General features: G+C 34.6%; 10 protein-coding genes. 9 read left to right on the top strand and 1 reads right to left on the bottom strand.

The window, feature by feature from the left end:
- Nucleotides 1-6: 6 nt before the first annotated feature.
- Nucleotides 7-2,934, bottom strand: a complete 2,928-nt coding sequence (locus tag DG435_RS12475) for a TonB-dependent receptor (protein WP_106791194.1) — start codon at nt 2,932-2,934, stop codon at nt 7-9.
- 496 nt (nt 2,935-3,430) lie between these two features.
- On the opposite strand from DG435_RS12475, the gene DG435_RS12470 reads away from it, so the two are divergent.
- From DG435_RS12470 to gap, 9 genes are all read left to right on the top strand, one after another.
- Nucleotides 3,431-4,453, top strand: coding sequence for a LacI family DNA-binding transcriptional regulator (locus DG435_RS12470; protein WP_106791193.1), 1,023 nt, complete (start codon nt 3,431-3,433; stop codon nt 4,451-4,453).
- A gap of 130 nt (nt 4,454-4,583) precedes the next feature.
- Nucleotides 4,584-5,966: an MFS transporter gene (locus tag DG435_RS12465; protein WP_106791192.1), complete on the top strand. Its 1,383-nt coding sequence runs from the start codon at nt 4,584-4,586 to the stop codon at nt 5,964-5,966.
- Nucleotides 5,966-6,628 (top strand): beta-phosphoglucomutase, encoded by a 663-nt coding sequence (pgmB, locus tag DG435_RS12460; RefSeq protein ID WP_106791191.1) that lies wholly within the window; start codon nt 5,966-5,968, stop codon nt 6,626-6,628. The genes DG435_RS12465 and pgmB overlap by 1 nt, the downstream gene beginning before the upstream one ends.
- A 120-nt stretch (nt 6,629-6,748) precedes the next feature.
- Complete coding sequence (locus DG435_RS12455) at nt 6,749-9,055, top strand: glycoside hydrolase family 65 protein (RefSeq protein ID WP_106791190.1); 2,307 nt, start codon at nt 6,749-6,751, stop codon at nt 9,053-9,055.
- Between the two features lie 203 nt (nt 9,056-9,258).
- Nucleotides 9,259-11,115 carry a glycoside hydrolase family 13 protein gene (locus DG435_RS12450; protein WP_106791189.1) on the top strand — a complete coding sequence of 619 codons (1,857 nt, stop codon included), beginning with the start codon at nt 9,259-9,261 and terminating at the stop codon, nt 11,113-11,115.
- 37 nt (nt 11,116-11,152) lie between these two features.
- Nucleotides 11,153-12,535 (top strand): alpha-amylase family glycosyl hydrolase, encoded by a 1,383-nt coding sequence (locus DG435_RS12445; protein ID WP_106791188.1) that lies wholly within the window; start codon nt 11,153-11,155, stop codon nt 12,533-12,535.
- Between the two features lie 297 nt (nt 12,536-12,832).
- Nucleotides 12,833-13,561, top strand: a complete 729-nt coding sequence (locus DG435_RS12440) for a T9SS type A sorting domain-containing protein (protein WP_106791187.1) — start codon at nt 12,833-12,835, stop codon at nt 13,559-13,561.
- A 235-nt stretch (nt 13,562-13,796) separates the two neighbouring features.
- Nucleotides 13,797-14,783: a 6-phosphofructokinase gene (gene pfkA / locus DG435_RS12435; RefSeq protein ID WP_106791186.1), complete on the top strand. Its 987-nt coding sequence runs from the start codon at nt 13,797-13,799 to the stop codon at nt 14,781-14,783.
- Nucleotides 14,784-14,841: 58 nt separating this feature from the next.
- Entirely contained in the window at nt 14,842-15,843 is a 1,002-nt protein-coding gene (gene gap, locus DG435_RS12430; RefSeq protein ID WP_106791185.1) for a type I glyceraldehyde-3-phosphate dehydrogenase, read from the top strand.
- Nucleotides 15,844-15,914 lie beyond the last annotated feature (71 nt).

The raw sequence follows: 15,914 nt of genomic DNA, 5'->3' as shown, positions 1-15,914 counted from the left end.
AATTTTTTAGTATTTATAATTTAATCCTAGTAAGAGTGATCTTCCTCTAGGGAAAATAGTATTGTCTACACCATTATTTTGGATTTCGGGATCTAGTCCAGAATAATCAGTAATGACAAATGCATTCTGCACTCCAGCCCATAATCGAAGACTGGATACTCCTTTCATAAGATCTCTAATCGTATATCCTAATGTAATGTTATCCATTCTTAGAAACGAGGCATCCTCTATATAATAATCAGAAAGAATAACATCTGAGGTATTCTGAAAATTAGTATCTACTATTGATGATGGTGTATTATTAAATACAGTTCTAAATATGTTACCTCGTTGTGCATTTGAAGAAGCAACATTATTATAGATTTCATTACCAATATTAGCTCTCATGCTAAAGCTAAAATCAAAATCCTTATAACTTACACTAGATTGAAGTCCCATGATTAAATCTGGAGTACCTTTACCAGAAATATATCGATCATTGTTATTAATGATCCCGTCACCATTAAGATCGGCATATGCTCCTTCTATTGGTTTGCCATTGGTATCATAAACTTGTGCATAGGTAAAGAATGAGAACGGAGCTTCTCCTTGTCTATGTATCTGGATTGTATTACCAGTACCACCACCAATACCAGTGGTTAAGATATCCTGACCAAATGCCAGACTTTCTATTTCTCTATCGATAAATGTTGCATTATAGCTTACATTCCATTTTAGGTTGCTATTTCTAATAACATCGGCACTAACAGAAAACTCTATACCTTCTGTTATAAACTTACCTATGTTCTGAAATCCCTGGTTAGAAAAGTTGGCAGCATCAGGAATTGGCGCCTGAGAAAGTAAATCATCAGATTCTTTTCTAAACACATCGATTGCACCACTAATTCTATCGTTCCAGAAACCGTAGTCTAAACCGATATTATATTCGGTTATCTTTTCCCATTCGATATCTTCATTTCTAAATTGTGGTTGTACAATATTGATGAGTTGACCATCAAGGATATATTGTGTAAGAGGACTACTTCTTCTGTATCGCTCCAGGTATGCATAGGCTTGATCGATATCCTGCTGACCAGTTATACCATATCCCAAACGTAATCGTAAATTACTTACGGTAGAAGAACTTCTAAGGAAATTCTCTTCGCTTATTTGCCATCCAAAAGATGCCGAAGGAAAATATCCCCATCTGTTATCTTCTCCGAATCGAGAAGTACCATCTCTACGTATAGATGCGGTTAAAAAGTATCTGTCATTAAATTTTAAGTTGGTTCTTAAGAAATAGGCCAGTAATACCTCGTCTGGATCAATGGTTCTTTCTGGGAAATTACCCGGATCACGTTGATCTCCTGTTTCATACTTATCTAATTCGAATTTTTGATATGAGTATCCTCCAGTAGCTTCGATATCTAATCGACCAAGAGTTTTGTTATACTTAAGGTAAGCATCTAGAAGTCGGTTTTTCACTAATAAATCTGTATCTGATTTAAAACCTAAAAATTCTCCTTGAGTAGCATTAAAACCGGTTGCACTTTCTGTAGAACGTTCCTGGAATCTGTCTGTTTCGCTATCATCTATTCCCAGGTTTAATACAGCGCGTAAATCGGGAAAGAAATGTAATTGATAGTCTAGTTTTATATTCCCAAAATACCGTCTTACATTAGCGATCTCTTTTGTTTGTAATAGTTGAGCCAGAGGGTTTCTTTGAACGTTGTTTGAGGCAAATCCAGTACTAGAATCTCGGTATTCAAAAAAACCTCCGTAAGGAGAACTTGAGTCAAGGACTGGCTGAGTTGGATCAAAAGTAATAGCCGCCCCTTCTACACCTGGCGCAAACCGGTTTTTTTCAAAGTTTAAGTTAGCGTTTACGTCTATTTTTAGGTGATTATTAAATAATCTTGGATTTAAAGAAAGAGATGTAGTAGTTCTCTCAAATTTAGATGTTTTTCTAAGTCCTTCCTGATCTGATCTTCCTATGGCAACTCTTGTAGGTAAGACTTGCATAAGAGAACCGCTTACAGATAAGTTATGATCTGTTGAAAAAGCCGTTCTGTAAATTTCATCTTGCCAATCTGTATTGGCTGTACCTAAATCTGCAACACGAGTTGGGAAATTTTCTGCAATAAATGCTCTATACTCATCTGCAGAGAAAACATCTACTGTTTCATGTGCACGAGTTGCACTGGTTTTAGAATCTAAACTGATCTGTAAGTGTTTTTTCCCTTTTTTGGTTGTGATAATGATCACACCATTTGCACCACGGTTACCATAGATGGCAGCTGCCGATGCATCTTTAAGGATAGAAAAAGACTCAATGTCGTTGGGGTTAATTGATGAAAGAATAGATCTTGAACCATTGGCTAAATCTCCTGGATCATTTAGAGGTAAGCCATCTACAACAATTAATGGATCATTAGATGCGTTTAATGATGCTCCACCTCTGATTCTGATTTCAGAATTAGCGGCAGGACCACCGTTAGTGTTAATGGATACACCGGCAACTCGACCGTTAAATAGGTTTTCGGGAGTAACATTGTTACCCGTATTGAAATCTTCTGATGTAACCAAAGCAACAGATCCTGTCAGATCCTTTTTTCTGGTTGTACCATACCCGATTAATACTACCTGCTCGAGTTCTGCAGCGTCTTCTTCTAGTGTGATAGCTATAATGGCCTGACCACTATATACCATTTCTTGAGGTATAAATCCAACATAAGAGAATACAATAATATCCTCATTATTAACATTGTTTATAGTATAGTTACCATCAAAATCAGAGGTTGTTCCGTTTGTGGATCCTTTAACAATGATATTTACACCAGGAATGGGCTGACCACTTCCAGCATCAGTAACTGTCCCATTAACAGTTGACTGTGCAAAAAAGCTCATTGGTATCAACCATAATAAAAACAATGCGCTTTTGGTAAATGTTTTCATAAAATTAAATTAGTTTTTGATTGTTTTACGTCTTATATTTTCACTTTCTGCAACCAAAGTATGTAAATTTTGTGTTAAATTTTTGTCAAGTTGTAGTCCGAACCTTACGCAAACGTTTGCGTGTGGAAAACTTTTAGAATTCTATCAAAATTTTAAGTATAATTCTGGCCATATGGCATATTTTGATGCTTACATTTGATTTTTAACTAAAAAGTCATTTTAAACTTTTTGTATGGAAGCGAAAAAATAGACTTTTGTGCTATAATAAATCTATTTTTGAGCAGCATAGCCATAGCTATGGTGTGAAAAAAAGATGAAATTAGGATGCAAAATGCATTTTTGTAGCCCAGAATTAAAAGTTCAAATGACTTTTAAAAGATACGAATAATGAAAAGGCTGTACATATTGATTTAGGATAATTCAACATGTTTTTGTAGTACATTTCATGTGGATTTACATCAAACAGATCTGATGATAAAACAATAAAAGGAAAAGGATGAAGAGAAAAGTTACATTAAAACAGATAGCAAAGGAACTGGATGTTTCTATTTCTACCGTATCTAAGGCACTAAAAGATAGTGCAGAGATAAGTTTAGATACCAGGCAAAAGGTAAAAGCCTTTGCCAAGCTATACAATTATAAGCCTAATAATATAGCCTTAAGCCTTAAGAATAGGAAGACAAAGACCATAGGTGTTATTATTCCAGAAATTGTGCATCACTTTTTTACAACAGTAATTGGCGGAGTAGAGAAGGTAGCAAATGAAAAAGGATACAATGTAATCATTTGTTCTTCAAACAATTCTTTTGATAAAGAAGTCATTAATTTAGAAATGCTGGCCAGTGGGAGTGCCGATGGATTTATCCTTTCTGTAGCCAAAGAAACACAGCTCAAAAAAGATTATCATCATATCGAAGAGACTATGAGCCAAGGGATGCCCGTTGTACTTTTTGATAGAATTATTGATGAGGTCGTATGTGATAAAGTGATTATAGATGATGCTAAAGGAGCCCAAACCGCTACAAATCACCTGCTTTCTATTGGATGTAAGAAAATAGCCATCCTTACTACAGTAGATTATATAAGCGTTGGTAAATTAAGAACTAACGGATACTTAAGAGCATTAAGAGCTTATGATATACCCGAAGAAGAAGAACTTATCCTTAAAATAGAAGATATAGATAATTGTGAAGCAGAAATTTCGGATTTCTTAAGGGATAAGGATATAGATGCTGTTTTTGCAGTAAATGAATTATTTGCAGTTACTGCAGCCAAAGTCCTTGATGCACAAGGCAAAAAAGTACCGGATGATATCGCTATTATCGGTTTTACAGATGGTATTCTTTCTAAACATTTTATCCCAAGCCTAACCACGATAAGTCAGCATGGAGAAGATATGGGGATACGGGCAGCAAAACTTCTTATCGATAAATTAGAAGGGGATGATGCTGTAACAGAGGAGTATAGAACAGTTATTATTGATACAAGTCTGATTCAAAGAAAATCAACAAAAAAATAAAGAGAGGCTCTTTTAATTAAAAAATTATAATATCTTTGACCTCGATCAAGACTTATATTTTCACTTTCTACTAAAATAAGTTTTGATAAGTAGTTTCGCTTATCATAGTAATAATTAAAATATTTACTTGATGAACAAGCGTAAATTAAGTTTCTGGGAAATTTGGAACATGAGTTTCGGTTTTCTGGGAATTCAATTCGGTTTTGCATTGCAAGGCGGATTTATGTCTAGAATTTTCCAAACCTTAGGCGCAGAAAAAGACGCAATACCTTTATTATGGATTGCAGCTCCTTTGACAGGTCTTTTGGTTCAACCTATTATAGGATACTTAAGTGATCGTACCTGGAGCCCAAGATGGGGTCGACGTAGACCTTACTTCTTAATTGGAGCCGTACTAAGTTCTATTGCGCTGTTTTTAGTGCCTCATTCCCCGGTTTTATGGGTAGCAGCAGGATTTTTATGGATTCTGGATGCTTCTATAAATATTTCTATGGAACCCTTTAGGGCTTTGGTAGCAGATAAATTACCAGAATCTCAACGATCATATGGATTTGTTACTCAAACACTTATCATAGGTATTGGAACCTGGGTAGCTAGTAATTTGCCCTGGATGATTTCTCAAATGGGGGTAAGCGATGCTGCTCCAAACGGTGTGATCCCTCTGTCGGTAAAAATAGCTTTTGCTATTGGAGCTTTTGTTTTTCTTGCCAGTATTCTATATACCGTTTTTACAACTTCTGAATATCCTCCCGAGGATATGGAAGAATTTAAACTAGAAAAGAAGAAAAAGAACCAGTTTATACCTGATATTTTGAATAATATCGGAAGTATGCCACTTACGATGAAAAAACTTGGGCTTGTCCAGTTTTTTAGCTGGTTTGCCTTTTTTACCATGTGGAGCCTTGCAAATCCCGCGTTAACAGAACATGTGTTTAATACTCCTGCACCAGTCGAATCAACATTTAATATGGATATCCCAGAATCGGCTGCAGCATTCGAAAAAGCAAATACAGCATTTCAAAAATCATCTAATGAAGTTGGTCGATATATGGGGACATATGGATTGTCCTCTATGGCTTTTGCCTTGATATTAACTTTTTATACTTCGAGAAAAAGAATTAATAGAAAATGGGTTCACCTGGGGTCTCTAATTTTGGGAGGTCTCGGTTTTATATCGATGTATTTTATCCCTTCACCAGAATGGTTATTTCTTTCTTTTACTCTGGTAGGCTTTGCCTGGGGAAGTATTCTGTCGATGCCATATGCTATGTTATCAAGTGCAGTAGATCCAAAGAAAATGGGAGTCATCATGGGAATATTTAACATGTTTATTGTTATTCCTCAAATTGTCGCAGCTTTAGGCGGAGTTAATTTTGCCTACAAACTTATAGGAAGCGAAACGATTAATGCAATGTTGATAGCAGGAATAAGTTTGATCATTGCAGGGATGTGTAATTTATTGATTGTCAATAAAGATGCTATAACGTATAACCCAAAAGGCGAGATAGAGTAATGAAAAAAGCATTTATATTTGATCTCGATGGTGTAATCGTAGATACTGCAAAATACCATTTTAAAGCCTGGCAAAAACTTGCCGATAGCCTTGGTATTTCTTTTTCTGAGGAACAGAATGAACAACTTAAAGGAGTAAGTAGGGTACAATCACTAGAAAAGATTCTGGAATGGGGAAACAAAACCATATCAGAAGAAAAATTTAGTCAATTGATGTCTGAAAAGAATACAGAGTATCTCACTTATATCTCTGAGATGGATGCTAGTGAAATTCTACCCGATGTGCCGAGAATTTTAGAATATTTGATTTTGGAGAAACAGGCAATAGCTTTGGGTTCTGCAAGTAAAAATGCCAGAGCGATTTTAGAAAAAGTACAGCTCTATGATAAGTTTAATACGATTGTAGATGGGACGAATGTTTCTAAAGCTAAACCAGATCCTGAAGTATTTTTATTAGGTGCTAAAGGATTGGGAATCCCTCCAGAAAACTGTATTGTATTCGAAGATTCTGTTGCCGGAATTAAGGCTGCAAATATCGCCAATATGATTAGTATTGGTATTGGTAATCAAGAAGTACTACACGAAGCAGATTACATTTTTAAAGATTTCACAGAAATAAAAGAAGAATTTATAAATCAATTGGTCACGGCCAAAAAAGTTTAGTAAAAATATAGAAAGCCACAGCAATTTATCCTAAAAATTACAGGATAAAATTCATGGCATGTTTTAGACAGACGTATATCTGTACAGGTCTGATTACTAAAAATGAATAAAAAAGAATAGATGAATCAGGATTATATAAAACCAGATAACTGGTCAATTATTGAAGAAGGGTTTGATGTAGAACGAGTTAAATCATCAGAAAGCCTTTTTAGTATTGGTAATGGAGCTATGGGGCAGCGCGCCAATTTTGAAGAAACATATACTGGTCCTACTTTTCAGGGAAGCTATATCGCTGGAGTGTATTATCCAGATAAAACCAGAGTAGGTTGGTGGAAAAATGGATATCCAGAGTATTTTGCCAAAGTATTAAATGCTCCAAACTGGATTGGTATCGATATAGAAGTTGATGGAGAGAAACTAGATTTATATACATGCAAATCAATAACTAACTTTAGAAGAGAATTAAATATGAAAGAGGGTTGGTATCAACGCTCATTTCATGCCGTTTTACCCAATAATATAGAAGTATCTGTTACATCTACACGTTTTCTAAGCCTGGACCTGGATGAAGTAGGTGCAATTAAATATGAAGTAACTCCTGTAAATCAGGAAGCTACCATAACATTAGTACCGTACCTGGATTCGGGAATTATGAATGAAGATACGAACTGGGATGATAAGTTTTGGGATACCTATAACCTGGCACACGAAGAAAACTCTGCATATATCTTATCTAAAACCATGAAGACTGATTATCATGTGTGTACAGGAATGTCAAATCAGATTTTTGTTAATAGTATACAAAAAGATATATCCCCAAAAGTAGAAGCTAACGGTACATATATACATTTAAAATATACTGTTCAGGTTCGTAAAGGAGAGACAGCAGGTATCACAAAGTTTGGAGGATATACAGTATCTCTTAATCATAAAGAAGAAGATCTGCAAGGGGTTAGTAAAGCCATACTTAAGCAAGCCTCAGAATCTGGATTTAATACGCTTTTGGATTTACAAAAAAAGGCATGGTCCAGAGTATGGGAAATGGCCGATATTGTAATCGAAGGAGATGTAAAAGCACAACAAGGAATCCGATTTAATATTTTTCAACTCAATCAAACATACCTTGGTAAAGATGCAAGATTGAATATCGGACCTAAGGGATTTACAGGTGAGAAATATGGTGGAAGTACGTATTGGGATACCGAAGCATATTGTATTCCGTTTTATATGGCTACCAAAGATCAACGTGTAGCACGTAATTTATTGACCTATCGTTATAACCATCTCGAAAAAGCTATAGAGAATGCAAAAAAACTCGGTTTTACCAATGGTGCTGCATTATACCCTATGGTAACTATGAACGGGGAAGAATGCCATAATGAGTGGGAAATTACCTTTGAAGAAATACATCGTAATGGTGCAATGACATTTGCAATTTACAATTATGTTAGGTACACAGGTGATTATACTTATGTTACAGAGAAAGGATTAGAAGTAATGATCGCCATAGCTCGTTTCTGGCATCAAAGAGCAACATTCTCTACAGATAAAAATAAATATGTGATCCTTGGAGTTACAGGGCCTAATGAATACGAAAATAATGTCAATAACAATTGGTATACTAACTATTTGGCAAAATGGTGTATCGAGTATTGTATTGAAAACGTTGATAAAATAAAAGCCCAATATACGAATGACTATCACAGGATTATAGAAAAGACCAATTTAGATCAAGAAGAGATCAATGCAATGTTGGAAGTAGCTGATAAGATGTATTTTCCATATTCAGAAAAGCATCAGGTATACTTACAACAGGATGGATTCTTAGATAAAGAATTGATCACCGTGAACAATTTGGATATGTCGCAACGTCCTATTAATCAAAAATGGAGTTGGGATCGAATATTGCGTTCTCCTTATATAAAACAGGCAGATACGCTTCAGGGATTTTATATGTTCGAGGATCAATTTACCAAAGAAGAATTGACACGACATTTTGATTTCTATGAACCGTTTACAGTACATGAATCTTCACTTTCACCATGTGTTCATAGTATTCAAGCGGCTAGCTTAGATAGAATGGATCAGGCGTATACTTTTTATTTGAGAACCTCAAGGTTAGATCTTGATGATTATAATAAAGAAGTTGAAGAAGGACTGCATATCACAAGTATGGCAGGTACATGGATGAGCATTGTCGAAGGATTCGGAGGACTTAGAATTAAAAACGATACCCTGTCTTTTTCTCCTAAAATTCCTAAGGAATGGAAAGGGTATACCTTCAATGTAAATTTCAGAAATCAAATTATTAAAGTGAAGGTATCTCAAGAAGGAACATCATTTACTCTTGAAGGTACTAAGGAATTATTAATTTATGTAGATAATAAGGAGTTTAGAATTTCTCCCAACAGTTTAATAACTGTATGATATACTATTGCTTAGAAATAGATTTTATAATAAGAGTTTTGCCCCCCAACCTTTTCTAGAGAGCAGAGTCGAGCTTTATTAAGATGGATGAACCCTACTTAGTCGACTCTGCTTAAAGAAATAGTAATACTTTTTTTTGCTAGACTAATTGTTTTCAAAAAAATGGTGATACCTACATTTCTATAAATACAAAATATATAAAAATGAAACGTAAACTAATTATACTGTTGTCCTGGTGTTTTATTACGCTAGCCCAGGCACAGGTAGAAAAAATAGAGCCTCCATTTTGGTGGAGTGCTATGCATCATGACGAGCTTCAAGTACTTTGCTACGGAAAAGATATTGCTAAATATAGCGTAGAGAGTAAAGATATAACGATTAAGGACATTACAAAAACTGAAAACCCAAACTACCTGTTTATAACCTTAGATACTAAAGAAGTTAAAGCAGGTACAGTTTCAATTGATTTTAAAGAGAATGGTAGCGTAGTCTTTTCTCAACCTTATCAATTTAAATCCAGAAGAGAAAATTCTGCAGAAAGAAAAGGATTTGATAGTAGTGATGTGATGTATTTAATCATGCCGGATCGGTTTGCAAATGGTAACCCCGAGAATGATTCTCATAAGGATACAGTAGAAAAAGCAGATCGTTCTAATCCCGGAGGACGCCATGGAGGCGATATTCAAGGAGTAATTGATCATTTGGATTACCTTAAAGATTTGGGAGTTACAGCATTATGGAGTACTCCATTGCTAGAGGATAATGAACCTACGTATTCATATCATACCTATGCGCAAAGCGATTTGTATACAATAGATCCACGATATGGAACTAATGAAGACTATAAACGGTTAGCTTCAGAAATGCATAAACAGGATATGAAACTGGTTATGGATTATGTAACAAATCATTGGGGATCTAAGCATTGGATGATAAAAGATTTACCAACTAAAAATTGGATACACCAATGGCCAGAAGGTTTCAGACGTAGTAATTATCGTATGACTACTCAGTTTGATGATAATGCTTCACAAATAGATAGTAAAGGATGTATGAACGGGTGGTTTGATACTACAATGCCAGATATGAACCAAAGTAACCCTTTACTTCTTAAGTATATTACCCAAAATGCAATTTGGTGGATAGAATATGCTGATCTGGACGGTTTTAGAGTAGATACCTATTCTTATAACGATAAAAATGGGATAGCAAAATGGACCAAAGCGATTATGGACGAATATCCTAATTTTAATATTGTAGGAGAGGTATGGATGCACAATCAGGCGCAGATAGCATACTGGCAAAAAAATAGTAAAATTGGAGCTATCGATAACTACAATTCTCACTTACCATCGGTAATGGATTTTACGCTTCATGATGCCATTACAGTATTATTTAACGAAGATGAAAATTCTTGGGATAAGGGAATGATCAGGGCATATGATAACTTCACAAATGATTTTCTATACCCCGATATCAACAATATTCTGTTATTCGCAGGAAACCATGATACAAATCGTATTAATGAGATATATCAAGGAGATATTGATGCCTATAAAATGGCGATGACTTTGATATTTACCACGCGCGGCATCCCTCAAATTTATTATGGAGATGAAATAGGTATGTTGGGCAATCGCGATAAAAAAGGAGATGGTGATATTCGCCGGGATTTTCCTGGTGGATGGCCTGGAGATACAAAAAATGCCTTTTTGTCTTCAGAAATTAAAAACGGTAGAACCAATGACCAGGAAGCATTTTACTCTTTTACAAGCAAAGTATTAAAATGGAGACAGCAGGCAGAGGTAATTCATACCGGGAAACTATTACAATTCATTCCTTTTGATAATGTATATGTGTACTTCAGATATAATGAAGAGAAAAGCGTAATGGTAGTTATTAATAATAGCTTAAAAGACCAGCAGTTGGATATTACGCGATTCAAAGAAGGTATAAAAAACTATAGTATCGGAACCGATATTATTACTGATTCTAATATAGACATCACCGAAAATTTTAGTATACCTGCTAAGACATCAATGATATTGGATTTAAAATAAAATATAACCACAGATAACCACCTATAAATTTAATTAAATGAAAAAGATAATCTTAAGTCTTGCAGCAATTGGAATTCTATTTTCCTGCGGAAAGACAACAAAAGAAGAAACCACTGCGAAGACCGAAGCTCAGGAAGTAATAAAAGAAGTATTTCCATCGATTAATGATGCCATGATGGAAAATGCAGTTATTTACGAAGCTAATATCCGTCAATATTCTGAAGAAGGTACTTTTAAGGCATTTACCAAAGATATTCCTGTTCTTAAAAAACTAGGAGTTAAAGTAGTATGGATAATGCCAATATATCCTATCTCTACAACCAAAAGTAAAGGATCATTAGGAAGTTATTATGCCGTATCTGACTATACAAAGGTCAATCCAGAATTTGGTACTATCGAAGATTTTAGAGCATTAGTAAAAACTGCCCATGATAATGGGATTTATGTGATTTTGGACTGGGTGGCTAATCACACTGGTTGGGATCATGTTTGGTTAAAAGAGCATCCCGAATATTACACCAAAGATAAAAACGGTGCCATTACACATACAGAAGGTACAGATTGGACCGATGTGGCGGATCTTAATTATGACAACCAGGAGATGCGTGAGCAGATGAAAAATGATATGCTGTATTGGTTAAAAGAGGAAGGTGTAGATGGTTTTAGATGTGATGTGGCAGGAATGGTTCCTGTAGATTTTTGGGATAAAACTGTAGCAGAATTTAAAAAGATTAAACCTGTATTTATGTTAGCCGAAGGTTGGGAGCCAGAATTATTAGAAAATGCTTTTGACATGGGATATGGATGGGATACTCATCATAAAATGAATGATATCGCCCAGGGAAAAGCTAATGTTACTGAATGGGATAAAAGAATGGCTCAGATAGATACCATGTATGCAAAAGATGATATTCTAATGAACTTTACATCAAATCATGATGAAAACTCCTGGAATGGTACGGTCGATGAAAGAATGGGAGATGCAAAAGAGATGCTTGCAGCACTTACATACCTTGCACCTGGTATGCCTTTGATTTATTCTGGACAGGAATATGATATGGATAAACGCCTTTTGTTTTTTGAAAAGGATACTATTATAAAAAAACAAGGCAGGTTTTTCCCATTATATGAGAAATTAGGAGCACTAAAAAATACAAATCCAGCATTGCATGGTGGTAAAAATGCAGCTTCATACACTCGTATTAAAACTTCGGATGATACTAATGTATTAGCATTTCAAAGAGAAAAAGAAGGTAATAAGGTGATCTTTATAGCAAATATGACAAAGCAACCCATAAAGTTTACTTTGGCACATGAAGGAAAGTTTACAGATTACCTTTCTGGAGAAGTAATAGAAGCATCATCTGATGCAACATACGAATTTGCTCCATGGCAATATCAGATTTTGATTGGAGAATAATATAGGTACTGGATTTAGAATTAAAATACAAGTTATTTTTGGGGAAATTATTAGTTAATAAAGTGTTAAATGTGTGTTATTTCGTTGGTTTTTAATATGTTCTTTTATTGTATGAAATAATTGATAATCAATTGATTAAATTGTTTTTAAGGATGGGAAATAAGGAGATTTGTTCTTTTTTTTACTGGTATTCCATAAGCTAATTTTCGAGGTTTGTAGTATCTTAGAAAAACGTTGTTTTATACCAAACGAGTAAAAAAAACAACTCACTTTTTTAATTCTTAAAACCTTTTTATTATGAAATCTCTTAAAACTATTTTTTCAACAATTTTAGCTGTTTTTTGCCTTGTAGTAGTACAGGGGCAAATAAAAATGGGACAAGGTGTTACCTCTCCAAATGATTGGGTTAATTATAACACAACAGGAATCTATGTGGATGTAAATACCACAGCATGTGCTTTTAAAACAACTCCACATTATTTAGTAACTCTGGAGTCTATAGGTAACAAAGGATTTCATTGGTATATCTCTGGAACCTCGTCTATTTATAATGCTACGCCTACGGGATTTAGAATATATCTAAGATGGGCAGATGCGCCTTCTGATTTACCAACAGTTGGATCACTTAATTTTCCAAACCCGTTAAGAGCAAGTACGGCAAAGAATAGGGAATGGGTAATTAGATGGACCGGTATAGAAATGAAAGATTGTGGTAAGTCTATAGCAGGAAGTTCTACAGGAGAAATATTTCATGGGGCTAATGGCGGCGAAGGAAATAAAGTATCTTTAGAATCTGGTACACCCAATATAAATAGCCTGAAGATATATCCTAATCCCAGTAAAAACAGAGTGGTTATCCAATATTCTGGTTTTATCAAGAAGAGTGAAATTTATGATTTAAATTCTAGATTATTAGGTGTTTCTACAACCAATTCGATTAACATTAAAAAATTACCAAAAGGAAACTATATAATAAAGGTATATACAGAGGACGATAAAATAATCACTAAACAATTTGTAAAATAGTCCTGAATAGAGAATACTTAAAATTAGAAGTATTAATTTACAAAAACGACTTGCTATTGCGAGTCGTTTTTATTTTTCCGCAATTTTAAGCTCATTAATTTATTCTTAACGTAATGTGCGAATATGTGTTAAAATAATGCATTTTTTGTCAGTAAAAGCTGAATTTATTAACCGAAAACGTTTTAGTTTTTTGGCAAATTAGGTTATTACTATCAATAACGATAGATTTGACTCAATGACAAAAAAAGTTAAAAATATAGCTGTACTTACTTCTGGAGGAGATGCTCCAGGAATGAATGCGGCAATCCGTGCAGTAGTTAGAGCGTGTAGTTATTATTCTATAAAATGTTTTGGTATTTATAAAGGATATGAAGGTCTTATTAATAATGAAGTTGAAGAACTAAATGCAAGATCTGTTCGTAATGTTATAAATAAAGGAGGAACTTTTCTTAAATCTGCCCGATCAAAAGAGTTTAGAACTGTAGAAGGTAGACAGAAAGCATATGAAAATCTGATTAAGAATGGTATTGATGCGCTTGTTGTAATTGGTGGTGATGGAAGTTTTACGGGAGCTTTAAAATTATCAGAAGAATTTAATTTTCCGGTAGTAGGTATTCCGGGTACTATCGATAATGATATTAACGGTACAGATTATACTATAGGATACGACACAGCCTTAAATACAGTGGTAGAGGCGATTGATAAGATTAGAGATACAGCAAGTTCTCATAATCGATTGTTTTTAATAGAAGTAATGGGGCGTGATGCAGGAGATATTGCTTTAAATGCCGGTATTGGAGCAGGAGCAGAGGAAATTTTGATTCCCGAAGAGGATATGGGAGTAGAGCGACTTATAGAATCGCTAAGGAAAAGTAAGAAAACCGGAAAAACCTCGAGCATAATTGTAGTAGCAGAAGGTGACAAATCTGGTAAGAATATTTTTGAATTAGGAGAATACGTCGAAGAAAATCTTAACGATTATGAAGTAAGAGTATCTGTACTAGGGCACATCCAGCGAGGTGGACCACCAAGCTGCTATGATCGCGTACTAGCCAGTAAACTTGGAGTAGGAGCGGTAGAAGCACTATTAGATGGTAAAAGCGAAGTAATGATTGGGATTGTTCATAAGGTTGTCACTATTGTACCTCTTAAGACTGCATTAGATAAAAGACCTCATAAACATGATGGATTAATAAAAGTAGCAGATATTACTTCTGTATAATTTTAAATAGTATAACCACAGTCAGTATAAATTAATAAAAACAACTAAATTTTTAAATATGAGTACGTTAAAAATTGGAATTAACGGTTTCGGTAGAATTGGAAGAATTGCTTTTAGAATTGCTTCTAAACGCGATAATGTAGAGATAGTAGCAATTAATGATTTATTAGATGTAGAGCATTTAGCTTACTTATTAGAATATGATTCGGTACACGGGAAATTTGATGGAACTATCGAAGTAAAAAACGGTAATCTTGTTGTTAATGGAAAGGAAATTCGAGTAACCGCCGAACGTAATCCAGAAGATCTAAAATGGGGTGCTGTAGAAGTAGACGTAGTTATGGATTGTACAGGAATCTTTACAACACTAGGAACAGCAGATGCCCATCTTAAAGCAGGAGCTAAGAAAGTAGTGATTTCTGCTCCTTCAAAAGATGCTCCAATGTTTGTAATGGGAGTGAATCATAATGATGTAAAAGCTTCTGATACCATTGTTTCTAATGCTTCATGTACTACAAATTGTTTAGCTCCATTAGCAAAAGTTATAGACGATAATTTTGGAATAGAAGAAGGGTTGATGACCACAGTACACGCTTCTACAGCTACACAAGCTACAGTAGATTCTCCGTCTAGAAAAAACTATAGATTAGGGCGTAGTGCATTAAATAATATCATTCCTTCTACTACAGGAGCTGCAGTAGCTGTTACCAAAGTGATTCCTGCATTAAAAGGAAAATTAACAGGTATGGCATTTAGAGTTCCTACAGTAGATGTTTCTGTAGTAGACCTTACTGTAAAAACTAAAAAATCAGTTTCTTATGAAGAACTTAAGGCTGTTGTAAAGAAAGCTTCTGAGAATGAATTAAAAGGTATTCTTGGATATACCGAAGAAGCAGTAGTATCTCAGGATTTTGTAGGAGAATCACAAACTTCTGTATTTGATGCTAATGCAGGAATTGCACTTAATGAGAATTTCTTTAAGCTAATATCCTGGTATGATAATGAATATGGGTATTCTACGAAGTTAGTTGACTTATCTGCGCATGTAGGTAATTTATAAATTAGTATATAGCTTATAAAGTATAGTATTAGCTGTCGATTGGGCGTAATCGAAAAGTAGTAATTAGAGAT

The organism is Aquimarina sp. Aq78 (assembly GCF_900299525.1).
GTDB lineage: Bacteria > Bacteroidota > Bacteroidia > Flavobacteriales > Flavobacteriaceae > Aquimarina.
The sequence above is the reverse complement of the archived record's forward strand: the minus strand, read 5'-3'. Positions and strand labels throughout refer to the sequence as shown.